Genomic DNA, 23,892 nt, shown 5'->3' on the forward strand with positions numbered 1-23,892 from the left:
CGTGGAGAACCTGATTGCGCTGCTGGTGGCGGCGCCTCTGCTCGGAGCGGCCGTACTGCTGTGCGGCGGCCGGCGTCTGGACGCCGTCGGCCACTGGATCGGCACCGCCCTCGCGGCCTGCTCCTTCGTCATCGGTCTCGTCCTCTTCGCCGACCTGCTCGGCAAGGAGGCCGAGAACCGGACCCTGATGCAGCACCTGTTCAGCTGGATCCCGGTCGCGGGCTTCCAGGCGGACGTCACCTTCCGCCTCGACCAGCTGTCGATGACGTTCGTCCTGCTCATCACGGGCGTCGGCTCGCTGATCCACCTCTACTCGGTCGGGTACATGGAGCACGACGAGCGGCGCCGCCGCTTCTTCGGCTACCTGAACCTGTTCCTCGCGGCGATGCTGGTGCTCGTCCTCGCCGACAACTACCTGCTGCTGTACGTCGGCTGGGAGGGCGTCGGTCTCGCCTCCTACCTGCTGATCGGCTTCTGGCAGCACAAGCCCAGCGCGGCGACCGCGGCGAAGAAGGCCTTCCTGGTCAACCGCGTCGGCGACATGGGCCTGTCGATCGCGATCATGCTGATGTTCACGACGTTCGGCACCTTCGCCTTCCAGCCGGTGCTGAGCCACGTCGGCGACACCTCCGAGGGCAAGCTCACCGCCATCGGCCTGATGCTGCTGCTCGCCGCCTGCGGCAAGTCCGCCCAGGTGCCGCTGCAGTCCTGGCTCGGGGACGCGATGGAGGGCCCGACCCCGGTCTCGGCCCTCATCCACGCCGCGACCATGGTGACCGCGGGCGTCTACCTGATCGTCCGCTCCGGCGCCATCTTCAACGCGGCGCCGGACGCACAGACAGCGGTCGTCGTCGTCGGCGCGGTCACGCTCCTGTTCGGTGCCATCGTCGGTTGCGCGAAGGACGACATCAAGAAGGCGCTGGCCGGCTCGACCATGTCGCAGATCGGCTACATGGTCCTCGCCGCGGGCCTCGGCCCCATCGGCTACGTCTTCGCGATCATGCACCTGGTGACGCACGGCTTCTTCAAGGCCGGGCTGTTCCTCGGCGCCGGCTCGGTCATGCACGGCATGAACGACGAGGTCGACATGCGGCGGTACGGCGGCCTGCGCAAGTACATGCCGGTCACCTTCGTCACCTTCGGCCTCGGCTACCTGGCGATCATCGGCTTCCCGTTCCTGTCCGGCTTCTACTCCAAGGACGCGATCATCGAGGCCGCCTTCGCCAAGGGCGGCACCGAGGGCTGGATCCTCGGCGGCGTGGCCCTGCTGGGCGCGGCCATCACCGCGTTCTACATGACGCGCGTGATGCTGATGACGTTCTTCGGCGAGGAGCGCTGGCGCCACGCCCCGACCCCGTCCCCGGCCGAGCCCAGTGTGGAACCGGCCGCCGAGACTCGCGGCGAGTACACGGAGCCGCACCCGCACGAGTCGCCCAACGTCATGACGATCCCGATGATCGTGCTGGCCGTCGGGTCGGTCGCGGGCGGCTTCTTCTTCCACCTCGGCGACCGCTTCCTGAACTGGCTGGAGCCGGTCACCGGGCACAGCGAGGGCGACTCCCCGGTCAGCGCCCTGACCGTCACCGGCGCGACCCTGGTCTGCCTGGTCGTCGGCGCGGGCCTGGCGTGGGCCATGTACGGGCGGCGCCCGGTCCCGGCCGTCGCCCCGCGCGGGTCGCTGCTCACCCGGGCCGCCCGGCGCGACCTGCTGCAGGACGACTTCAACCACGTCGTCCTGGTCCGCGGCGGCGAGCACCTCACGCGCTCCCTGGTGTACGTGGACCACACCCTGGTCGACGGCGTCGTCAACGGCACGGCGGCCTCGGTCGGCGGCCTCTCCGGACGGCTGCGCAGGCTGCAGAACGGCTTCGCGCGCTCCTACGCGGTCTCGATGTTCGGCGGCGCGGCGGTCCTCGTCGCCGCGACCCTGCTGATGAGGGCGGTCTGATACCGATGTCCTTTCCCCTGCTGACAGCGACGGCGGCGCTCCCGGCGATCGGCGCGGTGGCCACGGCCGCCGTACCGGCCGCGCGGCGCACCGCCGCCAAGTGGCTGGCGCTGCTCGTCTCGCTCGCCACGCTCGCCCTCGCGATCGCCGTCCTGGTCCGCTTCGACCCCGGCGGCGGGCGCTACCAGCTCACCGAGTCCCACGCGTGGATCGCGGAGTTCGGCGTCCGCTACGAACTGGGCGTCGACGGCATCGCGGTGGCGCTGATCGCGCTGACCGCCCTGCTGATGCCGTTCATCATCCTCGCGGGCTGGCACGACGCCGACCCGCTGGAGACCGGAAGCCGCCGCTGGCGGCCGACGCAGGGCTTCTTCGCCCTGATCCTGGCCGTCGAGGCGATGGTGATCCTCTCCTTCGAGGCCACCGACGTCTTCCTCTTCTACATCTTCTTCGAAGCCATGCTCATCCCGATGTACTTCCTGATCGGCGGCTTCGGGGACCACGCCCACGAGCACGGCGAGAAGGCGGCGTCGACGCAGCGGTCGTACGCGGCCGTGAAGTTCCTGCTCTACAACCTGGTCGGCGGTCTGATCATGCTGGCCGCGGTGATCGGCCTGTACGTGGTCGCCGGGAACTTCAGCCTCCAGGAGATCGCCCAGGCCCGCGCCGACGGCTCGCTGCACATGGCGACGAACACCGAGCGCTGGCTGTTCCTCGGCTTCTTCTTCGCCTTCGCGGTGAAGGCGCCGCTGTGGCCGCTGCACACCTGGCTGCCCAACGCCATGCAGGAGTCCACCGCGCCGGTCGCCGTGCTCATCACGGCGGTCGTCGACAAGGTCGGCACCTTCGCGATGCTCCGCTTCTGCCTCCAGCTGTTCCCGGAGGCCTCGAAGTGGGCCACGCCGGCCATCCTGGTGCTGGCGCTCATCAGCGTCATCTACGGGGCGCTGCTCGCCGTCGGCCAGCGCGACATCAAGCGCCTGGTGGCGTACGCGTCGATCTCGCACTTCGGCTTCATCATCATGGGCATCTTCGCGATGACCAGCCAGGGCCAGTCCGGCGCGACCCTCTACATGGTCAACCACGGGATCTCGACCGCCGCCCTGATGCTGGTGGCGGGCTTCCTGATCTCGCGGCGCGGCTCGCGGCTCATCGCCGACTACGGCGGTGTGCAGAAGGTCGCCCCGGTGCTCGCCGGCACGTTCCTGATCGGCTCCCTCGCCACCCTGTCGCTGCCCGGACTGGCGCCGTTCGTGAGCGAGTTCCTGGTCCTGGTCGGCACCTTCACCCGCTACCCGGCGATCGGCATCATCGCCACCTTCGGCATCGTCCTCGCCGCGCTCTACACCCTCGTCCTCTACCAGCGGACGATGACGGGCCCGGTGAAGCCGGAGGTCTCCGCGATGCCCGACCTGCGGGTCAGGGAGATCCTGGTGATCGCCCCGCTGGCGGTGCTGCTGATCTTCCTGGGCGTCTACCCGAAGCCCGTCACGGACATCGTGAACCCGGCGGTCAAGTCGACCCTGTCGGACGTACACAAGAAGGACCCCCAGCCTGAGGTGGAGGCGGCCAAGTGAGCGCATCAGCCGTCCACAGCCTGTGGACAACCGCGGCCACCGCGGCCGATCCGATCTCGAAGATCGACGCACCCAAGATCGAGTACGGGCAGCTCGCGCCCACCCTGATCGTCCTGGGCGCGGCGATCGTCGGGGTGCTCGTCGAGGCGTTCATCCCGCGCAAGTCCCGCTACTACGCCCAGGTGTTCGTCTCCGCCGTCGCCCTGTGTGCGGCCTTCGCCGCGGTCGTCGCGCTCGCGGCGGACGGGTACGGCACCACCAAGGCGCACATCGCGGCGATGGGCGCGATCGCCGTCGACGGACCGTCCCTGTTCCTGCAGGGCACGATCCTGCTGGCCGGCCTGGTCGGCCTGTTCACCTTCGCCGAGCGCCGGCTCGACCCGGCGGCACACGGCAACCGGGTCGACTCCTTCGCCGCGCAGGCCGCGTCCGTGCCGGGCAGCGACAGCGAGAAGGCGGCGGTGAAGGCCGGGTTCACCACCACCGAGGTCTTCCCGCTGCTGCTGTTCGCGGTCGCCGGCATGCTGGTCTTCCCGTCGGCCAACGACCTGCTGACGCTGTTCGTCGCCCTGGAAGTCCTCTCGCTGCCGCTGTACCTGATGTGCGCCCTGGCCCGCCGCAAGCGGCTCATGTCGCAGGAGGCCGCGGTCAAGTACTTCCTGCTCGGCGCGTTCGCCTCGGCGTTCACGCTGTTCGGCATCGCCCTGCTGTACGGCTACGCCGGCTCGGTGTCGTACGCCAGGATCGCGCAGGTCGTCGACGGCACGGCCACGGGCGTCGCCCCGGCGCTCGCCGGCACCATGGGCAACGACGCGCTGCTGCTCGTCGGCGCCGCGATGATCGTCATGGGCCTGCTGTTCAAGGTGGGCGCCGTCCCGTTCCACATGTGGACGCCGGACGTCTACCAGGGCGCCCCGACCCCGGTGACCGGCTTCATGGCGGCGGCGACGAAGGTGGCGGCCTTCGGCGCGCTGCTGCGCATCCTGTACGTGGTGCTGCCCGGCATGCGCTGGGACTGGCGGCCGGTCATGTGGGGCGTCGCGATCGTCACCATGCTGGGCGGTGCGATCGTCGCGATCACGCAGACCGACATCAAGCGGCTGCTGGCGTACTCGTCGATCGCGCACGCCGGATTCATCCTCGCGGGTGTCATCGCGACCACGCCGGACGGCGTCTCCTCCGTCCTCTTCTACCTCGCCGCGTACTCCTTCGTGACCATCGGCGCCTTCGCCGTGGTGACGCTGGTGCGCGACGCGGGCGGCGAGGCGACGCACCTGTCGAAGTGGGCCGGCCTCGGCCGTCGCTCGCCGCTGGTGGCGGCCGTGTTCGCGGTGTTCCTGCTGGCCTTCGCGGGCATCCCGCTGACCTCCGGCTTCGCCGGGAAGTTCGCCGTGTTCAAGGCGGCGGCGGACGGCGGGGCGGCCCCGCTGGTCGTGGTCGGTGTGATCTCGTCCGCCATCGCGGCGTTCTTCTACATCCGGGTGATCGTGCTGATGTTCTTCAGCGATCCGCGGCCCGAGGGCCCGACGGTCGCCGTGCCGTCCCCGCTGACGACGACGGCGATCGGCGTCGGCGTGGCGGTCACGCTGGTGCTGGGTGTGGCGCCGCAGTACTTCCTGGACCTGGCGAGCCAGGCGGGGGTGTTCGTGCGCTGACCCGGCACAAGCTCCCGCGCGGCGGCCCGGCACCCGGTCACGGGTGCCGGGCCGCCGCGCTCTTGAGGGGCGCGGGGAACCGCCCGACCAGCCACGACGGCGCGGCAGACGGTCCACGGCATTGTGCGAGCCTGTGGATAACTCGTGGGTCTGTCGGTGCGGAGCCCTATCGTGGAGGCAGTGGTCGAGGGACCACCGGCGGGGAATCGGGCAATGGGCGGGACGGGCGGGATCAGCGAGATGCCAGTGATGACGGACCCGGGGACGACCGACAGCGAGGCGCTGGCCACGCTGCGCCGGGTCTTCGGATACGAGGCCTTCCGCGGCGAGCAGGAAGCGGTCATCGAGCATGTGGTGGCCGGCGGCGACGCGGTGGTCCTCATGCCGACCGGCGGCGGCAAGTCGCTGTGCTACCAGATCCCGTCCCTGGTCAGACCCGGCACGGGCGTGGTGGTCTCCCCGCTGATCGCGCTGATGCAGGACCAGGTGGACGCGCTGCGGGCGCTGGGCGTGCGCGCCGGGTTCATGAACTCCACGCAGGACTTCGACGAGCGCCGGGTGGTGGAGGCCGAATTCCTCGCCGGCGAGCTGGATCTGCTGTACCTGGCGCCGGAGCGGCTGCGGCTCGACGCGACGCTGGACCTGCTCTCCCGCGGCAAGATCGCGGTCTTCGCGATCGACGAGGCGCACTGCGTGTCCCAGTGGGGCCACGACTTCCGGCCCGACTACCTCGCGCTCTCCCTGCTCGGTGAGCGCTGGCCGGACGTCCCGCGGGTCGCGCTGACGGCGACGGCCACGCACGCGACGCACCAGGAGATCACGCAGCGGCTGAACATGCCGGACGCCCGGCACTTCGTGGCGAGCTTCGACCGGCCCAACATCCAGTACCGGATCGTCCCCAAGGCCGACCCCAAGAAGCAGCTGCTGAGCTTCCTGCGCGAGGAACACGCGGGGGACGCGGGCATCGTGTACTGCCTCTCGCGCAACTCGGTCGAGAAGACGGCCGAGTTCCTCTCCCGCAATGGCGTCGAGGCGGTGCCGTACCACGCGGGCCTGGACGCGGGCACGCGCGCGGCGCACCAGTCCCGGTTCCTGCGCGAGGACGGCCTGGTCGTGGTGGCGACCATCGCCTTCGGCATGGGCATCGACAAGCCCGACGTCCGCTTCGTCGCCCATCTCGACCTGCCCAAGTCCGTCGAGGGGTACTACCAGGAGACGGGCCGCGCGGGCCGCGACGGACTGCCGTCGACGGCGTGGATGGCGTACGGCCTCAACGACGTCATACAGCAGCGCAAGCTGATCCAGTCGGGGGAGGGCGACGAGGCGTTCCGCCGCCGTTCCGCCGCCCATCTCGACTCCATGCTGGCGCTGTGCGAGACGGCCCAGTGCCGCCGCGGCCAGCTCCTCGCCTACTTCGGGCAGGACCCCGACCCGGCGGGCTGCGGCAACTGCGACACCTGCCTGGCACCGCCCGAGACCTGGGACGGCACGGTCGCGGCCCAGAAGGTGCTGTCGACGGTGGTGCGGCTGCAGCGGGAGCGCGGCCAGAAGTTCGGCGCGGTGCAGATCGTCGACATCCTGCTGGGCCGGCGCACGGCGAAGGTGATCCAGTTCGACCACGACCAGTTGTCGGTGTTCGGCATCGGCGAGGAACTCACCGAGGGCGAATGGCGAGGTGTCGTAAGGCAGTTGCTGGCACAGGGACTCCTCGCGGTCGAGGGGGAGTACGGCACGCTGGTGCTGACCGAGGCCAGCGGTTCGGTGCTGCGGCGCGAGCGGGAGGTGCCGCTGCGCAAGGAGCCGAAGAAGCCGACGACCTCGCGGTCGGGCTCGGCGGGCGCGGGCGCCGGTGCGGGTTCGGGCCGGGGCGAGCGCAAGCCCAGGGCCGCGGCGGCCGAGCTGCCCGCGGAACTGCAGCCCGCCTTCGAGGCGTTGCGCGCCTGGCGCGCCGAACAGGCCCGTGAGCAGGGCGTCCCGGCCTACGTGATCTTCCACGACGCCACGCTGCGGGAGATCGCCACGGCCTGGCCCACGTCCGTCGCGCAGCTCGGCGGCGTCAGCGGGGTCGGCGAGAAGAAGCTGGCGACGTACGGGGAGGGCGTCCTCGCGGTGCTGGCCTCCCTGAGCGGGGCACCCGGCACGGCCCCGGCGACGGACGGAGAGCCCGGCAGCGCCGGCCCGGGTACCGCCGGTCCCGGCAGCGGCGACCCCGGCGACGGTCACGACTGGCCCGAGATGGACGCGGAGCCGGAGCCGGACGACTGGATGTAGGGATATACGGATGTGGGGATACGTGGGGATACGGATGTAGGGCTGTCGGGGATGTCGCGGTCAGTTCAGTGCCGTGAGGCCGGGGGCGAACGCGATCAGCAGCGGCAGCAACGGCACCAGCGCCGCCGCCGTCGTGGTGAGCGCCCGGTCCCGGCGGCCCAGCCGGGGCGGCGGCTCGAGGAGCCGGTCGACGCGCTCGCCGAGCAGGCGGCGGCTGGAGGCGCAGGACAGGACGCCGCGGTGCTGGTTCAGCTCGATCAGCGCCAGCGCGGTCGTCAGGTGGCCCCACCGGCGGGAGGCGGTGTCGTCGGCGGCCAGTTCCACCAGCCGGTGCGTCTGGTCGCAGAAGTGGGCGAACAGCGGTACCCGCGGGAACCCGGTCGCCAGCGCGGTCGACAGGTGCAGCAGCCAGTCGTGGCGGGCGCGCGCGTGACCGCGCTCGTGGGTGAGGACGGCGTTGAGCTGGTGGTCGGTGAGGCGGTGCAGCGCGCCGGTCGTGACGACCAGCTGGGGCGGGCTGCCCGGCATCCACCAGGCGTCCGGGTACTCGTCCTCCAGCACCAGCAGCGGACCGCGTGCCGGTTCCCCCAGCCCGGCGGGCAGCTCGGGGGCGCGTTCGCGCAGGTGCGCGCGGGCCCGGAGACGGCGCCGGCGCGCCTCGACGAGCTCCCGGGCGAGCATCGCGGTCGTCCAGGCCGCGCCGCACGCCAGCAGCAGGGTCAGCGCGGCGGCCCAGGGCGGGGCGGCGGACAGGTCGTACGCGGCGGTGACCGCGGCCGGCGCGGGCGCGAAGAGCTGGGCGCGCACGGTGCCGAAGACGGCGGCGGCGCCCAGCAGCAGGGCGGTCAGGCAGCACAGCAGGACCGTGGCCACCAGGCACTGCCACACCCACAGCGCGACCACCGGCTCCCGGTCGGGCCACCCGGCCCGCACCAGCGCACGCGGCGCCGGCACGGCGGCCGTCAGGGCGACGACGCTCAGCAGGAGCAGACAGACGGTCATGCCACGAACTCCGGTTGCTGGTCGCAGGAGGGGTGCGGTGGTGCCGGCGTACGGACCCGAAGGACGACGCGCCAGCCGCCAGTATGACGGCGGCGGACGCGGGAGTCAGGAGTCGGAAGCGGACGACTACGTCACGTGCCGCCACCGTCACAGTTCCGCCCCCGCCGCGCTCCCGGCCCCGCCGGGCCGCGGCCCCGCGGCCCGGCTCCCGGCCGCCCGGTCCCGCCGCCCGGCCGTCTCACCGGGCCACGTCACGCCGGGCGTGCACCCCTGGCCGCACCCCGGGGTGCACGCCCGGGCCGTCGCAGGCCGGGGCCGCGTCGTCCCGGCCCCGCCGGATCACTGCTGGGGCACTACCCTCCCCGTCACCTCGCCGACGCCCACCCGGACCCCGCCCGGTCCGGGCGCCCACGCCGACAGCGTCACCACGTCCCCGTCCTCCAGGAACGTGCGCTTGCCGTCGGGGAGTTCGAGCGGGTCCCGCCCGTTCCAGGTCAGCTCCAGCAGGGACCCGCGCTGCGCCGGCTCGGCGCCGCTCACCGTGCCCGAGCCGTACAGGTCGCCGGTGCGCAGCGAGGCCCCGTTGACGGTCATGTGCGCCAGTTGCTGCGCGGCCGTCCAGTACATGGTGGAGAAGGGGGGCTCGGAGACGACGTGGCCGTTGATCGCGACGGAGATCCTCAGGTCGTAGCCGCCCGGCTCGTCCACGGAGCCGGAGTCGTCCAGGTAGGGCAGCAGCGGGTGCGTGCGCTCGGGCGGCGCCACCCGGGCCTCCTCCAGCGCGTCCAGCGGGGTGATCCACGCCGACACCGAGGTGGCGAAGGACTTGCCGAGGAACGGGCCGAGGGGGACGTACTCCCAGGCCTGGATGTCGCGCGCCGACCAGTCGTTGAGCAGGCACAGCCCGAAGACGTGGTCGCGGAAGTCGCCGAGGGCCACCGGCCGGCCCATCCGCGACTCCACGCCCACCACGAAGCCGACCTCGGCCTCGATGTCCAGCCGGACGGACGGTCCGAAGACGGGCGTGGCGTCGCTCGGGGCCTTGCGCTGCCCCGACGGGCGGACGACGTCCGTGCCGGAGACGACCACCGTGCCCGACCGGCCGTGGTAACCGATCGGCAGGTGCTTCCAGTTGGGGGTCAGCGAGTCGGCGGCGTCGGGGCGGAAGATCTGCCCGACGTTCCGTGCGTGGTTCTCGGAGGCGTAGAAGTCGACGTAGTCCGCGACCTCGAAGGGGAGGTGCAGGGTCACCGCGGACAGCGGGTGCAGGAACCGTTCGACCGTCTCCCGGTGGGCGGGCACGGTCACCCACGCCGTCAGCGCGCGCCGCACGTCCGACCAGGCGGTGCGGCCTGCGGCGAGGAGCGGGTTCAGCGAGGGCCGCGCGAGCAGGGAGGCGTACGGGGAGCCGAGCGCCACTGCCGCCGCGCCCGCGTCGAGGACGTGGTCGCCGAGGCGGACGCCCACGGTCCGGTCGGCGGACCCCTCGGGCGAGAAGACGCCGTAGGGAAGGTTGTGCGGGCCGAAGGGGTCGCCCTCGGGGACATCGAAGGGGGGCATGGGTGCTGCCTCACTCTCACCATGTGTCGCGTACCGTCATGTGGCCGCGCCACACGTTACGGCCGAGTCGCCTGCCTTGGGCAGTTGTCCTGGGCAGTGTCGGGTACCGCGTGGTGAGCCGCGGCACGCCCGGACCGGGCGCGGGCTCCGTGCCGTCGGTGCCGGGCCTGTACCTCACCGGGCTGCCGGCCGCGGGCTCCTTCGGCGAAGCGGGTGCGGTGAGGCGGGTGCGGTGAGGCGGGTGCGGTGAACCGGGTGCGGGGCGGGGCTCCGCAACCGCCGTCCGGGCGCGGTGAGTCGGCGCGCCGCCCGGTCCGTATTCTCTGATCATGGCCGCACCCACCGCATACACACTCGTCGCCACCGACCTGGACGGCACCCTGCTCCGAAGCGACGACACGCTCTCCGACCGCTCCCTCGCCGCGCTCGCGCGCGCGGCGGAGGCCGGCGCCCGGCACCTCGTCGTCACGGGCCGGCCGGCGCCGCGCGTACGGTCGCTGCTGGACGCCCTGGGCGGCGGCGGGCTCGCGGTGTGCGCGCAGGGCGCACAGGTCTACGACGCCGCGGCGGACCGCCTGCTGTGGTCCGTCACCCTGGACCGGGAACTGGCCGAGACCGCGCTCGGGAAGATAGAGGCCGAGGTGGGGGAGGTGTACGCGGCCGTCGACCAGGACGGCGTCGACGGGCTCACGCTCATCGAGCCCGGCTACCTCATGCCGCACCCCACCCTGCCCGCCGTGCGGGTCGGGCGGCGCGACGACCTGTGGAGCGCGCCGATCAGCAAGGTGCTGCTGCGTCACCCCGACCTCACCGACGACGAGTTGACGGAGACGGCGCGCGCGGTGGTCGGTCCCCTCGCCACGGTCACCATGTCGGGACCCGGCACCGTCGAGCTCCAGCCGTGCGGGGTCACCAAGGCGACCGGCCTCGCGCTGGCCGCCGAACACCTCGGCCTGGGCCCGCACGAGACGATCGCCTTCGGGGACATGCCCAACGACATCCCCATGTTCGACTGGGCCGCCCACGGCGTCGCCATGGCCAACGCCCACCCCGAACTCCTCGCCGTCGCCGACGAGATCACCCTGTCGAACGAGGACGACGGCATCGCCGTCGTCCTCGAGCGGCTGTTCTGCGGGGCCTAGTAGGCGCCGTAGACGTTGTCGATCGAGCCGTAGCGCTTGGCCGCGTAGTTGCAGGCGGCGGTGATGTTCGCGACCGGGTCGTAGGGGTCGTACGACGTGCCGGGCACGTGGTAGGCGGCGAACGTCGGGTCGATGACCTGCAGCAGGCCCTTGGAGGGGGTGCCGGCGGCGGCGTTCGAGTCCCAGTTGTTGATCGCGTTCGGGTTGCCCGAGGACTCGCGCATGACGTTGCGGTAGATGCCGTTGTAGGAGCCCGGGATGCCGTGCTGCGCCATGACGCTGAGGGAGGCCCGGATCCAGCCGTCGAGGTTGTTGGGGTAGCCCAGCGAGGCGGCGGTCACGGTGGTCGAGGTGGCCGCGGACGCCTCGGTCGCACCGACGAGCGGCAGGGCGAGCACGGCGAGGCCCGTGCCGGCGACGGCGAGTTTGCGGACGAGACGGGAGTTTCTGACGCGGGGGTGCCGGGCAGCTGCAGACATGACGGTTCCTCTCCGGCGCCTGCGAGGTGAGCTGTCGGGTTCGGGCGGGAGATGCCCGGACGCCTCGCCCTGCGGCGACGCGACTTCACCCCTAGCCGGCCCGGGACGTGCCCGGTCCGGCGACTTACCTGGTTCCCCCGCTCCTGCCGTGCGTGAGTTCGTCGATGGCTGTTCCCGGGCGGCGGCAGGATTCGGCGTCCGCCCGACAGGCCGGGAACGTATGCGAGAGCACATGTCCGGAACAAGTGGCGGTTTCGTATGCCGTGCTGTTTGACCTTGATACGGGGCGTATGGGGTGCTTGATCCTTTGCGGCAGTCAAGGGTCAAATGGGCCGAAGAGAAAGGGATGTGAGGGGGTGACGAGCGGGCGGCGGCACGGAGGTGGGCGTGAGCCAACTCACGGTGATTCACAAGTGCGGCAAAACGGTCAATGAGGCCAACTCGGTTGCAATGGGCCGCTCGTGGGTCGGGGTGGTGTCATGTGGGCGGACTGTCGCCCGGTGGTGAACTCGGTGGAGGGTTGGCGGGCGGCCCGTGGGCGGCCCGTGGGCGGCCCGTGAGTGGTTCGACTGGCGGTCGGCGGGTGGTCGCCGGCCGGGCGGTGTCCTTCCGTGCCGCAGGGGCCGCCGTGCGTGCCCACGTCAAAGTGGCCATGTCGGAGAGGTCCCGGTGCGGGTGCTGCCCGGCCGCCGGTCTCCGGCGCATGCTTCCCTTGTCGGCCGATCGGGTATGTCTATAAATGTCCGTTCGTATCTGGTGATCGAAAACACAGCGGCCGTGATCCGATACCGCCCGTGCTGGACGGGTGGGCGGCATGGGTGATCGAAAGCCGACCGGATACGCTGACTTGAGTGGGGGCAGCGACCTATCGACAAACCGTGTAATCGCCAGCAGACACCAGCAGACAGGAGACCCCTCGTGACCGTCGTCGGGCCATTCGGGCTGAGCGTGCGGGACCAGGCTCTGGAAGCCGATGTCCAGGCCGGAATGGCGGCTGTCGAGGAGGGACTGCTCGAAGCCACCAAGAGCGAGGTCCCCTTCATCACGGAGGCCGCCCAGCACCTGGTGCGGGCGGGCGGAAAGCGGTTCCGTCCGCTTCTCGTGATGCTCGCCGCCCGGTTCGGTGACCCGTACGCGCCGGGGATCGTGCCGTCGGCCGTGGTCGTGGAGCTGACCCACCTCGCGACCCTGTACCACGACGACGTCATGGACGAGGCGGCGGTGCGGCGCGGCGTGGACAGCGCGAACACCCGCTGGGGCAACTCGGTGGCGGTCCTCACCGGCGACTTCCTGTTCGCCCGCGCCTCGCACATCCTGGCCGACCTGGGGCCCGAGGCGGTCCGGGTGCAGGCCGAGGCGTTCGAGCGGCTGGTCACCGGGCAGATCCTGGAGACCGCGGGCCCGCAGGACGGCCGGGACCCCGTCGAGCACTACCTCGACGTCCTGGGCGGCAAGACGGGGTCGCTGGTGGCCGTGTCCTGCCGGTTCGGCGCGATGATGTCCGGCGCCGACGAGACGGTCGTCGACGTGCTCACCCAGTACGGGGAGCGGCTCGGTGTCGCCTTCCAGCTGGCCGACGACGTGCTGGACATCGCCTCCGACTCGCACGAGTCCGGGAAGACCCCGGGCACGGACCTGCGGGAGGGCGTCCCGACGCTGCCGGTGCTGCGGCTGCGGGAGCGGGCGGCCCGGCTGGGGCTCGCCGAGGACATCGCCCTGTGCGAGCTGCTGGACTCCGACCTGAGCGACGACGCGCGGCACGCCCGGGCGCTGGCGGAGCTGCGGGCGCATCCCGCGCTGGAGCAGGCGCGGCGCGACACCGTGCGGTACGCGGAGGACGCCCGGGCGGCCCTCGCCCCGCTCCCGGAATGCGACGCGAAGGCGGCGCTGGTGCAGCTGTGCGACGCGGTGGTGCACCGCGCCGGGTGACACTCCCGGCGGCCAGGTTCTGTGCGGTTCTGTGTGGTGTGGTCCGGCTTGTCCCGGACTCGGCCCTGTGTCGGAGTCACTCACGAAGTGGCGTACGTCACGCCGCCGCACCGCACCCCTACGGGTAGGCGGACGCTCCGCCCTCTCGTGTCATACCCCAGGCGTACACGGAGTTGGCTCCGCGGTCTGACGCTTCCTGACGGGCGATTTGGTCAGATGGAGACCACGGAAAACACCAATCCTCACCGATTCGGGTGAGAATGGCGGCTCGGGGTGAATCGTGAGTGGAGCAGCCGCCGCCGACGACGGAGGTAAGGCACACATGGCACCGTACGGATCCGACGACAGCACGATCGCCGGGGAGGCCGACGACCTGCGCGCGGGACGCCGCAAGGCCGCGCGGTACGTCGTCCCGGTCGCGGTCGTGGGGGTGGCGGCGGCGACCATCGGGCTCGTCCCCGCGCTCGCCGACTCCGGGGACCCCGACCTGCCGAAGATCAGCGCGCAGCAACTCATCGAGAAGATCGCGAAGTCGGACGTGCAGCAGCTGTCCGGCACGGTGAAGATCAGCACGGACCTGGGGCTGCCCGACTTCGGCGGGCTGTCGAGCTCGCTTGCCTCCGGCGCCTCCGGGTCCGGCGGCGCCGGCTCCTCCGCGGACCCGTCCAGCAAGCTCCCCGAACTGGCCTCCGGCACCCACACCCTGCGCGTGGCGGCCGACGGCCCCGAGAAGCAGAAGCTGTCCCTGCTGGAGGACGCGGCCGAGTACAGCCTCATCCGCGACGGCAAGGACGTGTGGGGCTACGACAGCAAGTTGAACGAGGTATACCACGCGACCGACTCCGGCGGCGCGGCGCGCGAGCAGCGGCGGGAAGACCTGCCCGGCACGCCGAAGGACCTCACCGAGGACGCTCTGAAGGCCGTCGACGACACGACCTCGGTGACCGTCGAGGGCACCGCGCAGGTCGCCGGCCGGGACGCCTACCGCCTGGTCGTCAAGCCGAAGCAGTCCGGCTCGACCGTCGGCCAGATCACCGTCGCCGTGGACGCGAAGACCGGGATGCCGCTGAAGTTCACGCTGACGCCCGCGAGCGGCGGCGCCGCGGTGGTCGACGCCGGCTTCACCCAGGTCAGCTTCGCCGCGCCGGCGGCGTCCACCTTCGACTTCACGCCTCCCAAGGGCGCGAAGATCACCGAGGGCGGTACGACCGGGCACGCCCGGAAGGGCCACGGTGACACCGAGGGCCTCGGCCAGGACTTCGGTCAGGGCTTCGGTCAGGGGTTCGGCCCGGGCTTCGGTCAGGGCTCCGACGGGCTGAAGGTCATCGGCGAGGGCTGGAACTCCGTCGCCGTCTTCGACACCGGGGGCCAGGGCGTCCCGTCCGGCTCCGGGTCCGACGGCGCCTTCGGCGGCTTCCTCGACTCGCTCGGCGACAAGGTGTCCGGCCGCTTCGGCTCGGGCACGGTCTTCAAGACCCGTCTGATCAACGCCCTGGTCACCGACGACGGCAAGGTCTACGTCGGCGCCGTGACCAAGGACGCGCTGGTGAAGGCCGCCGGCGAAGGGAAGTAAAACCGCACGGGCCGACACCACCGTACGGGCCGACAATCACCGTACGGGCACGACGGATCGAGGGAGCCGATGGAGGGGACGTCCGCCACGGAGCCGGGCGCGCACGGCGCGGGCGACGGCGTCATCGTCACCCGCGCGCTCACCAAGCGCTACCGCGGCGGGCAGCTCGCCGTCGACGGCCTGGACCTGACCGTCCCGGCGGGCAGCGTCTTCGGCTTCCTCGGTCCGAACGGCTCCGGCAAGACCACCACCATCCGCATGCTGATGGGCCTGATCGAGCCGACGTCGGGCACGGCGCACGTCCTCGGGCGCCCCATGCCGCGCGCCGCGCGCGCCGTGCTCCCGCACGTCGGGGCCCTCATCGAGGGCCCGGCCCTGTACGGCTTCCTCTCCGGCCGCGACAACCTGCTGCGCTACGACGCGGCCGACCCGACCGCCGACCCGCGCACCCGGCGCGCGCGTGTCGCGGCGGCGCTGGACCGGGTGGGGCTGACGACGGCGGCCGGCAAGAAGGCCAGGGCCTACTCGCTGGGCATGAAGCAGCGGCTCGGCCTCGCCGCCGCGCTGCTGCGGCCCCGCAGGCTGCTGGTGCTGGACGAGCCGACCAACGGCCTCGACCCGCAGGGCATGCGGGAGATCCGTTCCCTGGTACGGGAGTTGGCGTCGGACGGCACGACCGTCTTCCTCTCCTCCCACCTCCTCGACGAGATCGAGCAGGTCTGCACGCACGCCGCGGTCATGGCGCAGGGCCGCCTCGTCACGCAGGGCGCGGTGGCCGACCTGGCGGCGGGGACGCGCGGCCGCCTGGTGGTGACCACGCCCGACCCCCAGGACGCGGCCCGGGTGCTGAAGGAGCAGGGCGCCGGCGACGTCGTCGTGGCCGGCGACCGGGTCACCGCCGAGCCGCCGGACCGCGACCTCGCGGAGGTCAACGCCGCGCTGGTGACGGCCGGCGTCCGGGTCCGCGGCTTCGGCGTCGAACGGGCCTCGCTGGAGGACGCGTTCGTGGCACTGACGGGGGAGGGGTTCGATGTCGCGGGCTGAGGCCGGGAGCGTCGCCGAGGCGCGCACGCCGAATCCGCTGTGGTCGCTCGGCCTCTTCCGCAGCGAACTGCGCACCACCTTCCGGCGCTGGCGCACGCTGGCCCTGCTGGGCGTGCTGGCGGCCGTGCCGGTGCTGGTGGGGATCGCGGTGAAGATCGAGACGAGCGACGGCTCGTCGGTGGAGCGCGGCGGGGGCGAGGGCCCGGCCTTCATCTCGCAGATCACCAACAACGGACTGTTCCTGGTCTTCACCGCGCTGGCCGCGACGCTCCCGTTCTTCCTGCCGATGGCGATCGGCGTCGTCGCGGGCGACGCGATCGCCGGCGAGGCGAACGCGGGCACCCTGCGCTACCTCCTGGTCGCCCCCGCCGGCCGTACCCGCCTGCTGCTCACCAAGTACGCGACCGTGCTGTCGTTCTGCCTGGTGGCCACCCTCGTGGTCGCCGTGTCCGCGCTGACGGTGGGCGCCCTCCTCTTCCCCCTCGGCGACCTCACGACCATCTCCGGCACGCGGATCGGCTTCGCCGAGGGCCTGGGCCGGGCCCTGCTCATCGCGCTGGTCGTCGCCGCGTCCCTGGTCGGCATGGCGGCCCTGGGCCTGTTCGTGTCGACGCTCACCAACAGCGGCATCGCGGCGATGGCGACGACGGTGGGCCTGCTGATCACGATTCAGATCCTCGACCAGATCCCCCAACTCCACGCCGTTCAGCCGTACTTCTTCTCCCACTACTGGCTGTCCTTCGCCGACCTGATGCGCGACCCGGTCTACTGGGACGACCTGGTCAGGAACCTCGGCCTACAGGCCCTGTACGCGGCGGTGTTCGGTTCGGCGGCGTGGGCGCGCTTCACGGCGAAGGACGTCATGGCGTAACGCCGGGTCCGGGTCCGGGGCCGGCTCCTGCGTCCTGGATCCTGGTCCCGAATTCCTGAGTCCTGGGTCCTGAGTCCTGAGTCCTGGGTCCTGGGTCCTGGGACGAGTCTGTGACGCTGCGGTGACGTGAGAACCGGGAGCGACCGGAGAGACTCGACCGTACGCGCACGACCGGATCGTGACGCCGGGGAAGCGCGGGCCCGACGGCGGGAGGGAGCACCATGGACCCGAACACGCCGTCCGCTCGACTCCCGACGCATCCGAGTGAGGGAACGATGACTCGACTCAGCCGCGAGAAGAAGCGGGACACCCAGCGCGCCGCGGCGCCCTCCGCGGCCCTCGTGGCGCCGCCGATCGACGTCCGCGTCTCGGATGCCGGCGCCGCCTCGGTGGACGGCGTCCCGGTCTCCGCGCCCGCCGGCGAGGAGATCCAGAACGCCGTGCTGAACCACCTCCACCGCCTCGCCCTCGCCGCCGGGCACCCCGTGCACGCCACGGTCCACGACGAGCGCATCGGCTACGTCGTCCACCTCGAGGTCGGTCCCGACGGCTCCAGCGGCTTCACCGGAGAGCCGGTGCGGATGCCCGAGCCGGACGGCGCGGCGGTGCGGCCGGCCGGGGAACCGCGGCCCGCGCCGGAGCGTACGCGGCCGGAGCACGGGCAGTCCGACCTGGCGCGGCAGCCGGAGGGGCCGCGGCGAGGTACGCCCGAGTACGTCGTGCGGGCGGCCGCCGAGCCCGTGCGGGACGCCGTGCCGACCTTCCCGCTGCGGGCGGTACCGGAGCCGCAGCAGCCGGGCGGGAACGCCCGGACCTTCGCGCTGCGGGCCGTGCCGGAACCGTCGGGAGCCGCGCACGACCTGGCTTCCGGCACGGTGGCGTCCCCCACCGGCGAGTTCGGCCCGCCCCCGCTGATGGACGCGGTGCCGCCGCAGGCCGAGCGCGGCCCTGAGGACGGACCCGAGCACGAACCCGAGCGGGGACGCGAGCGCGTGGCCCAGGTCCGTTCCGGGCCCGTTCCCACGGCACGCCCGCAACCCCCCGCCGCGTCCAAGCCCCTGTTGATCCCCGTCGAACCGGAACCCGAGCCCAGGCCCACCCCCACCCCCGCCCGTGGCTTCGACGCCGTAGCCGAGGCCGTCCTCGACGACCGCCCGCCCGCCGTCCCCACGCCCCTCACGGAGCCGATGGCCCGCATCGGCGAGGCGGTCAGGTCGGGCCGTACGGACGTGGCGGCGGAGCTGGCGCAACAAACGATCGCCGACGCGTCCACGACTCTGGGCACGGAGCACCCGGAGGTCCTCCGGCTGCGTGAGCTGACCGCGTACGTCGCCTACCTGGCCGGCGACCCGGTCCGCTCCTTCCGCCTCTCCCTCGCCCTCGTCCGCATCTTCCGCACCCGCGACGCCGAGGCGGCGTACGGCAACATCCAGAGCGCGGCCACCGCCTGGCGGGCCGTGCGGGACCCGGAGCAGGGGCTGGCGCTGGGCCGCGACCTGATCGGCCTGTGGACCGAACTCGCGGCCGAGGGCGGCCCGGCCGCCGACGACATCGAGCGGCTGGAATCGGCACGCGCCCGCATGGGCCGCCTCACGGCCCGCGCCCGCCGCGACGCCGAACCGTCCGCACGCTGACCGACGCCGAACCGTCCGCACGCTGACCGACGCCGAGCCGTCCGCACGCCGACCGACGCCGAGCCGCCCGCACGCCGAGCGCCCGCACGCCGGCCGATGTCGTGCCGGGGCCGGCGACGGCGTCAGTGCACGCAGAACTCGTTGCCCTCCGGGTCCGCCATCACCACCCACTCCCCGGCGGGCTCCTTCACCCGCCGCAGCACGCTCGCGCCCAGCCCCTCCAGCCGTTCGACCTCGCCGTCCCGCCGCCCGTCGCCGGGATGCAGGTCGAGGTGGAGCCGGTTCTTGCCGGTCTTCGCCTCCGGCACCCGCTGGAACAGCAGCCGCCGCCCCAGCCCGGTCCCGCTGTCCGCGTCGTAGGGATCGTCCGGATGCCGTACGGCGATCAGGTCCCGGAAGGCCGGGCGGCCGTGGTGGTCGACGGCGGCCTCGGCCGGCAGGGCGCCGAGCTGCAGCAGCCGCCGGACGAGGGCGCTGTTGTCCTCTGCCTGGTAGCCGAGTGCCGCGGCCCAGAAGTCGGCCTGCGCGTGCGGATCTCCGGAGTCGACGACGAGCTTGAAGTGAACGGGTTCTGCCGGTCGAGTGTCCATTTAACCACTTATACTGGTTATGTGAGCGAGCGCGCGGCGGAACCGCCGGAATCGCAGGAATCACCCGGACGTCCCCGACCGCCGGGCCTGACGCTGACCTCGTACGACGGCAAGCCCTACCGGTTCGACCCCGGCGCCCTGTGCCTGGAACTGCTGACCACCGGCGGCCCCGGCGCGTTCGCGCGCTACGAGGTGCTGCACCAGCCGGCCGACCTGGCGGCCTGGGCGGCCCGCAGCCGCCTCCCGGACGGTCTCGAGGTGTCCGTCAGCAACCGGGAACTGACGCGGGCGCGCACCGTCCGTGACGCCCTCTTCCGCCTCACCGCTGCCCGTGCCCACGGTCGCCGCCTCGACCCCCTGGACCTGGACGTCGTCAACGCCGCCGCGGCCGAGCCGCCGCTCGTCGCCCGCATCTCCCCGGACGGCACCCACGTCTGGGCGCCCGGCGCCACGGCCACCGCGCTGCTGTCGACCGTCGCCCGGGACGCCGTCGACCTCTTCACCGGCCCGCACGCCGGCCGTATCCGTGTCTGCGACGCCCACGACTGCCATCTCCTGTTCGTCGACACCTCGCGACCGGGCCGGCGGAGGTGGTGCGCGATGGAGCACTGCGGCAACAGGGAGAAGGCGCGGGCACACCGGAGCCGGGGGCGGGCCTGACCGGCCGGTGCCGAGCCGGTCAGGCGTCTGCCGAAGCCGAAGCCGAAGCCGAAGCCGGTGCAGAAGCCGGTGCCGGAGCCGTTGCCGGGGCGGGTGTGTCCACCCGGGGCACGCGGACCGCGGCGCGCACGCGCCGCGCGGTGCGCCACGCGTCCCCGGTGAGCAGGCACAGCGCCAGCCACACCAGCGCGAACCCGGCCCACCGCTCCGGCGGCATCGCCTCGTGGAAGTACAGGACGCCGATCATGAACTGGAACACCGGCGCCAGGTACTGCAGCAGCCCCAGCGTGGACAGCGGCACGCGGATCGCCGCCGCGCCGAAGCAGACCAGGGGCAGCGCGGTCACCACGCCGGTCGAGGCGAGCAGCGCCGCGTGGCCGGGACCCTGGGCCGTGAAGCTCGACGTACCGTGCGCGGACAGCCACAGCAGATAGCCCAGGGCGGGCAGGAACTGGATCGCGGTCTCGGCGGCCAGCGACTCGATGCCGCCCAGGTTGACCTTCTTCTTCACCAGCCCGTAGGTGGCGAAGGAGAAGGCGAGGCAGAGGGAGATCCACGGCGGTCGCCCGTACCCCACGGTGAGCACGAGCACGGCCGCGAACCCGATCGCGACCGCCGCCCACTGCACGGGCCGCAGCCGCTCCTTCAGCAGCAGCACGCCCATGGCGATGGTGACCAGCGGGTTGATGAAGTACCCGAGCGAGGCCTCGACGACGTGCCCGGTGTTCACCGCCCAGATGTACACGCCCCAGTTGACGGTGATGAACGCCGCGCCGACCGCGACCAGCCCCAGTCTGCGCGGCTGCCGCAGCAACTCTCCGGCCCACGCCCAGCGCCGTACGAAGACCAGCGCGGCGCCCACGAAGAGCAGGGACCAGACCATGCGGTGGGCGAGGATCTCGACCGCGCCGGCGGGCTTGAGGAGCGGCCAGAAGAGGGGCACGAGCCCCCACATCCCATAGGCCGCGAAGCCGTTCAGCAGACCTGTGCGCCGTTCGCTCCTCGACTCCCCGGTCACGGGTACCTCCTTCTCGCCCGGCCGCACGCGCGTACCGGCCTCGAAGGTAACGCCGGACACCCCGCTTGTCATACCCGTATCGGCATACGGTCATGACAGGCGGGGTGTTCGGGACACGGACGTACGCGTGCCGCGTCAGCCCTTGAGCGCGGCGGCGACGGCGTCGGCGAGCGGGGTGGTCGGCCGGCCGGTCAGGCGGGAGAGGTCGCCGCTGTCGACGACCAGCTCGCCCTTCTCGATGGAGGCGTCGACGCCCGCGAGGATCGCGGCGAGCGGAGCGGGCAGCCCGACGCCGGTCAGGATGCCGGTGTAGTCCTCGACGGAGACGGGGCGGTAGGCGATCTCCTTGCCGGTCTGCCTGCTGAGCTCGGCCGCGTACTCGGCGAAGCTCCACGCCTGGTCGCCGCCGAGCTCGTACGTCCGGTTCTCGTGCCCCTCGCCGGTCAGGACGGCGACGGCGGCGGCCGCGTAGTCGGCGCGCGCGGCGGAGGAGAGCCGGCCGTCGCCGGCGGCCTGGACGACGGCGCCGTGCTGGAGCACCGGGGCGAGGTTCTCGGTGTAGTTCTCGTGGTACCAGCCGTTGCGCAGCAGCACGTACGGGACGCCGGAGGCGAGCAGCGCCTCCTCGGTGGCGCGGTGGTCGTCGGCGAGCGCGGCCGTCAGGGTGCCGGGGGCGCTGGTGTAGGCGAGCAGGGCGACGCCGGCCTTCTTCGCGGCGCCGATGACGACCTCGTGCTGCCGGACGCGGCCCTTGTCGAACTCGTTGCCGGAGATGAGCAGCACCTTGTCGCCGGCGGTGAAGAGGCCGTCGAAGGTCGCCGGGGTGTTGTAGTCGGCGACCGCGAGCCGCACGCCGCGCGCCGCGAGGCCGGCCGCCTTCGCCTCGTCGCGCACGACGGCGGTGACCTGCTCGGCAGGGACCTTCTCCAGCAACTGCTCCACGACATGACGGCCGAGGTGTCCGGTGGCTCCGGTGACGACGATGCTCATGGTGACAACTCCTTGTGGGGGTGCGTTGCCACCGACCCTAGGTCGAGCGCTAACTAAAAGAAAGTACCCACCTTGAAGTAAGGTACTTGCGTGGAAGTAAGTGCCCGGGCAGCAGCCCCGTACGACACCGGCGAGGCGATGTGTCCCTACCGCCTCGTCCTGGAGCACGTGACCAGCCGCTGGGGCGTCCTGGTCCTGATCCAGCTCCTCGACCGCCCGCACCGCTTCAGCGAACTGCGCCGCGCCATCGGCCGGGTGAGCGAGAAGATGCTCACCCAGACCCTCCAGACCCTGGAACGCGACGGCCTGGTCCACCGGGACGCCAAGCCGGTGATCCCGCCCCGCGTCGACTACTCCCTGACCGGCCTCGGCCGTGAGGCGGCCGAGCAGGTGCGGGCGCTGGCGGAGTGGACGCAGGAACGGATGGCGGCGGTACAGCAGGCGCGGGAGAGGTACGACGCCGCACGGGCGTCTGTGTCATGACGTGCAACGGGCCCGGACGCGCCAATCGCCCATGGCGCATCCGGGCCCTCTCAACGCACGGAGCGGTACCTCAGCCCACCACCGTCCAGGTGTCCCCGCCCGCGAGCAGCGCCGCCAGGTCGCCCTTGCCGTTCTGCTCGATCGCGGTGTCGAGCTGGTCGGCCATCAGCGTGTCGTACACCGGCCGCTCCACGGACCGGAAGACGCCGATCGGGGTGTGGTGCAGGGTGTCGGGGTCGGCGAGCCGGGACAGGGCGAACGCGGTGGTCGGGGAGGTGGAGTGCGCGTCGTGCACCAGGACGTCGGACTCGTTCTCCGGGGTCACCGCGACGGCCTTCAGGTCGCCGGTCGCCGCATCGCGTACGACGCCCTTGGAGAGGTCGGTGCCGAAGCGGATCGGCTTGCCGTGTTCCAGCCGGATCACCGCTTCCTCGGCCTGCTGCTTGTCCTTGAGGGCCTCGAAGGCGCCGTCGTTGAAGATGTTGCAGTTCTGGTAGATCTCGATCAGGGCGGTGCCGGGGTGGGCGGCGGCCTGGCGCAGCACGTCGGTGAGGTGCTTGCGGTCGGAGTCGACGGTGCGGGCCACGAACGACGCCTCGGCGCCGAGGGCCAGGGAGACCGGGTTGAACGGGGCGTCCAGCGATCCCATCGGCGTCGACTTGGTGATCTTGCCGATCTCGGAGGTGGGGCTGTACTGGCCCTTGGTGAGGCCGTAGATGCGGTTGTTGAAGAGCAGGATCTTGAGGTTGACGTTGCGGCGCAGGGCGTGGATGAGGTGGTTGCCGCCGATGGAGAGGGCGTCGCCGTCGCCGGTGACGACCCAGACGGACAGGTCCCGGCGGGAGGCGGCCAGGCCGGTGGCGATGGCGGGGGCGCGGCCGTGGATGGAGTGCATGCCGTAGGTGTTCATGTAGTACGGGAAGCGCGAGGAGCAGCCGATGCCGGAGACGAAGACGATGTTCTCCCTGGCCAGGCCCAGTTCCGGCATGAAGCCCTGGACCGCGGCGAGGATCGCGTAGTCACCGCAGCCGGGACACCAGCGCACCTCCTGATCGGACTTGAAGTCCTTCAGGGACTGGCGGGCCTCGGCCTTGGGGACGAGCGAAAGCGCCTCGATCGTGCCCGTGCCTTCCGTGGACGTCTCAGCCATCGATGGCCTCCTTGAGAGCCGTGGCGAGCTGTTCGGCCTTGAACGGCATGCCGTTGACCTGGTTGTAGGAGTGGGCGTCGACCAGGTATTTCGCCCGGATCAGCGTGGCGAGCTGGCCGAGGTTCATCTCCGGGACGACGACCTTGTCGTAGCGGGCCAGGACGCTGCCGAGGTTCTTCGGGAAGGGGTTGAGGTGGCGCAGGTGGGCCTGGGCGACGGGCTCGCCGGCGGCGCGCAGGCGCCGGACCGCGGCGGTGATGGGGCCGTAGGTGGAGCCCCAGCCCAGGACGAGGGTGGCCGCGCCGTGCGGGTCGTC

General features: G+C 72.1%; 19 protein-coding genes, 1 pseudogene and 1 riboswitch. Of the genes and pseudogenes, 12 read left to right on the forward strand and 8 right to left on the reverse strand.

Translation table 11 applies throughout. The features are described from left to right. Position 1 precedes the first annotated feature (1 nt). The 4 genes from nuoL (at position 2) to recQ (ending at position 7,451) form a co-directional block, all read left to right on the forward strand. Positions 2–1,948 (forward strand): NADH-quinone oxidoreductase subunit L, encoded by a 1,947-nt coding sequence (gene nuoL / locus ACH4ZX_RS18990; RefSeq protein ID WP_398273594.1) that lies wholly within the window; start codon positions 2–4, stop codon positions 1,946–1,948. Positions 1,949–1,953: 5 nt separating this feature from the next. Further along, complete coding sequence (locus tag ACH4ZX_RS18995) at positions 1,954–3,525, forward strand: NADH-quinone oxidoreductase subunit M (protein ID WP_398273597.1); 1,572 nt, start codon at positions 1,954–1,956, stop codon at positions 3,523–3,525. Further along, positions 3,522–5,180: an NADH-quinone oxidoreductase subunit NuoN gene (gene nuoN / locus ACH4ZX_RS19000; protein WP_398273600.1), complete on the forward strand. Its 1,659-nt coding sequence runs from the start codon at positions 3,522–3,524 to the stop codon at positions 5,178–5,180. Before ACH4ZX_RS18995 ends, nuoN begins: the two co-directional genes overlap by 4 nt. A 213-nt stretch (positions 5,181–5,393) precedes the next feature. Beyond that, the gene (gene recQ / locus ACH4ZX_RS19005) at positions 5,394–7,451 is read left to right on the forward strand and encodes a DNA helicase RecQ (protein ID WP_398273603.1); all 2,058 of its coding nucleotides are present in this window, start codon (positions 5,394–5,396) and stop codon (positions 7,449–7,451) included. A gap of 60 nt (positions 7,452–7,511) precedes the next feature. On the opposite strand, the gene ACH4ZX_RS19010 is transcribed toward recQ, so the two are convergent. Both ACH4ZX_RS19010 and fahA read right to left on the reverse strand, forming a co-directional pair. Next, positions 7,512–8,453, reverse strand: coding sequence for a M56 family metallopeptidase (locus ACH4ZX_RS19010; protein ID WP_398273606.1), 942 nt, complete (start codon positions 8,451–8,453; stop codon positions 7,512–7,514). Positions 8,454–8,792: 339 nt separating this feature from the next. Beyond that, positions 8,793–10,013, reverse strand: coding sequence for a fumarylacetoacetase (gene fahA, locus ACH4ZX_RS19015; protein WP_398273609.1), 1,221 nt, complete (start codon positions 10,011–10,013; stop codon positions 8,793–8,795). A 329-nt stretch (positions 10,014–10,342) separates the two neighbouring features. Between fahA and ACH4ZX_RS19020 the strand changes: the two genes are divergently transcribed. After that, positions 10,343–11,155 carry an HAD family hydrolase gene (locus ACH4ZX_RS19020; protein ID WP_398273612.1) on the forward strand — a complete coding sequence of 271 codons (813 nt, stop codon included), beginning with the start codon at positions 10,343–10,345 and terminating at the stop codon, positions 11,153–11,155. On the opposite strand, the gene ACH4ZX_RS19025 is transcribed toward ACH4ZX_RS19020, so the two are convergent. After that, the gene (locus ACH4ZX_RS19025; RefSeq protein ID WP_398273615.1) at positions 11,152–11,634 is read right to left on the reverse strand and encodes a transglycosylase SLT domain-containing protein; all 483 of its coding nucleotides are present in this window, start codon (positions 11,632–11,634) and stop codon (positions 11,152–11,154) included. The genes ACH4ZX_RS19020 and ACH4ZX_RS19025 overlap by 4 nt on opposite strands. Position 11,635: 1 nt before the next feature. Then, positions 11,636–11,808, reverse strand: a riboswitch (cyclic di-AMP (ydaO/yuaA leader). Positions 11,809–12,552: 744 nt separating this feature from the next. Between ACH4ZX_RS19025 and ACH4ZX_RS19030 the strand changes: the two genes are divergently transcribed. From ACH4ZX_RS19030 to ACH4ZX_RS19050, 5 genes are all read left to right on the forward strand, one after another. Next, positions 12,553–13,563 (forward strand): polyprenyl synthetase family protein, encoded by a 1,011-nt coding sequence (locus ACH4ZX_RS19030; RefSeq protein WP_398273618.1) that lies wholly within the window; start codon positions 12,553–12,555, stop codon positions 13,561–13,563. A gap of 322 nt (positions 13,564–13,885) precedes the next feature. Next, complete coding sequence (locus ACH4ZX_RS19035; RefSeq protein ID WP_398273621.1) at positions 13,886–15,136, forward strand: outer membrane lipoprotein carrier protein LolA; 1,251 nt, start codon at positions 13,886–13,888, stop codon at positions 15,134–15,136. Between the two features lie 69 nt (positions 15,137–15,205). Further along, on the forward strand, positions 15,206–16,180 hold the full coding sequence (locus ACH4ZX_RS19040; protein ID WP_398273624.1) for an ABC transporter ATP-binding protein: 975 nt from the start codon (positions 15,206–15,208) through the stop codon (positions 16,178–16,180). Next, a complete protein-coding gene (locus ACH4ZX_RS19045; RefSeq protein ID WP_398273626.1) occupies positions 16,167–17,051 on the forward strand; it encodes an ABC transporter permease in 885 nt (294 codons plus the stop codon). The genes ACH4ZX_RS19040 and ACH4ZX_RS19045 overlap by 14 nt, the downstream gene beginning before the upstream one ends. A 275-nt stretch (positions 17,052–17,326) precedes the next feature. Then, positions 17,327–18,685 (forward strand): tetratricopeptide repeat protein, encoded by a 1,359-nt coding sequence (locus ACH4ZX_RS19050; protein WP_398273629.1) that lies wholly within the window; start codon positions 17,327–17,329, stop codon positions 18,683–18,685. 122 nt (positions 18,686–18,807) lie between these two features. On the opposite strand, the gene ACH4ZX_RS19055 is transcribed toward ACH4ZX_RS19050, so the two are convergent. After that, positions 18,808–19,275, reverse strand: a complete 468-nt coding sequence (locus tag ACH4ZX_RS19055) for a VOC family protein (protein WP_398273632.1) — start codon at positions 19,273–19,275, stop codon at positions 18,808–18,810. 21 nt (positions 19,276–19,296) lie between these two features. On the opposite strand from ACH4ZX_RS19055, the gene ACH4ZX_RS19060 reads away from it, so the two are divergent. After that, positions 19,297–19,935, forward strand: a complete 639-nt coding sequence (locus ACH4ZX_RS19060; protein ID WP_398273635.1) for a CGNR zinc finger domain-containing protein — start codon at positions 19,297–19,299, stop codon at positions 19,933–19,935. 19 nt (positions 19,936–19,954) lie between these two features. Here ACH4ZX_RS19060 and rarD read toward each other — a convergent pair whose 3' ends face one another. Then, on the reverse strand, positions 19,955–20,953 hold the full coding sequence (rarD, locus tag ACH4ZX_RS19065; protein WP_398273638.1) for an EamA family transporter RarD: 999 nt from the start codon (positions 20,951–20,953) through the stop codon (positions 19,955–19,957). 135 nt (positions 20,954–21,088) lie between these two features. Next, positions 21,089–21,943, reverse strand: a complete 855-nt coding sequence (locus tag ACH4ZX_RS19070; protein ID WP_398273641.1) for an SDR family oxidoreductase — start codon at positions 21,941–21,943, stop codon at positions 21,089–21,091. Between the two features lie 138 nt (positions 21,944–22,081). Here ACH4ZX_RS19070 and ACH4ZX_RS19075 point away from each other — a divergent pair, with 138 nt between their 5' ends. After that, a complete protein-coding gene (locus ACH4ZX_RS19075) occupies positions 22,082–22,426 on the forward strand; it encodes a winged helix-turn-helix transcriptional regulator (RefSeq protein ID WP_398273667.1) in 345 nt (114 codons plus the stop codon). Between the two features lie 70 nt (positions 22,427–22,496). Here the strand turns inward: ACH4ZX_RS19075 and ACH4ZX_RS19080 are convergent, their stop codons facing one another. Together ACH4ZX_RS19080 and ACH4ZX_RS19085 are read right to left on the reverse strand one after the other, a co-directional pair. Next, positions 22,497–23,576 (reverse strand): 2-oxoacid:ferredoxin oxidoreductase subunit beta, encoded by a 1,080-nt coding sequence (locus ACH4ZX_RS19080; RefSeq protein ID WP_398273644.1) that lies wholly within the window; start codon positions 23,574–23,576, stop codon positions 22,497–22,499. Further along, a pseudogene (locus tag ACH4ZX_RS19085) lies at positions 23,569–23,892 on the reverse strand (2-oxoglutarate ferredoxin oxidoreductase subunit alpha); the annotation flags it as partial. The gene ACH4ZX_RS19080 and the pseudogene ACH4ZX_RS19085, both read right to left, overlap by 8 nt.

The sequence above is a fragment of the Streptomyces sp. NPDC020490 genome (assembly GCF_044335305.1).
GTDB lineage: Bacteria > Actinomycetota > Actinomycetes > Streptomycetales > Streptomycetaceae > Streptomyces.

Coding starts and splice junctions, on each gene's coding strand:
- ACH4ZX_RS19055 (WP_398273632.1), bottom strand. CDS start 19,275: ATGGACACTCGACCGGCAGAACCCGTTCACTTCAAGCTCGTCGTCGAC.
- ACH4ZX_RS18995 (WP_398273597.1), top strand. CDS start 1,954: ATGTCCTTTCCCCTGCTGACAGCGACGGCGGCGCTCCCGGCGATCGGC.
- ACH4ZX_RS19035 (WP_398273621.1), top strand. CDS start 13,886: ATGGCACCGTACGGATCCGACGACAGCACGATCGCCGGGGAGGCCGAC.
- ACH4ZX_RS19040 (WP_398273624.1), top strand. CDS start 15,206: ATGGAGGGGACGTCCGCCACGGAGCCGGGCGCGCACGGCGCGGGCGAC.
- ACH4ZX_RS19075 (WP_398273667.1), top strand. CDS start 22,082: ATGTGTCCCTACCGCCTCGTCCTGGAGCACGTGACCAGCCGCTGGGGC.
- ACH4ZX_RS19020 (WP_398273612.1), top strand. CDS start 10,343: ATGGCCGCACCCACCGCATACACACTCGTCGCCACCGACCTGGACGGC.
- ACH4ZX_RS19080 (WP_398273644.1), bottom strand. CDS start 23,576: ATGGCTGAGACGTCCACGGAAGGCACGGGCACGATCGAGGCGCTTTCG.
- ACH4ZX_RS19025 (WP_398273615.1), bottom strand. CDS start 11,634: ATGTCTGCAGCTGCCCGGCACCCCCGCGTCAGAAACTCCCGTCTCGTC.
- ACH4ZX_RS19010 (WP_398273606.1), bottom strand. CDS start 8,453: ATGACCGTCTGTCTGCTCCTGCTGAGCGTCGTCGCCCTGACGGCCGCC.
- ACH4ZX_RS19070 (WP_398273641.1), bottom strand. CDS start 21,943: ATGAGCATCGTCGTCACCGGAGCCACCGGACACCTCGGCCGTCATGTC.
- fahA (WP_398273609.1), bottom strand. CDS start 10,013: ATGCCCCCCTTCGATGTCCCCGAGGGCGACCCCTTCGGCCCGCACAAC.
- ACH4ZX_RS19045 (WP_398273626.1), top strand. CDS start 16,167: ATGTCGCGGGCTGAGGCCGGGAGCGTCGCCGAGGCGCGCACGCCGAAT.
- recQ (WP_398273603.1), top strand. CDS start 5,394: ATGGGCGGGACGGGCGGGATCAGCGAGATGCCAGTGATGACGGACCCG.
- ACH4ZX_RS19050 (WP_398273629.1), top strand. CDS start 17,327: ATGACTCGACTCAGCCGCGAGAAGAAGCGGGACACCCAGCGCGCCGCG.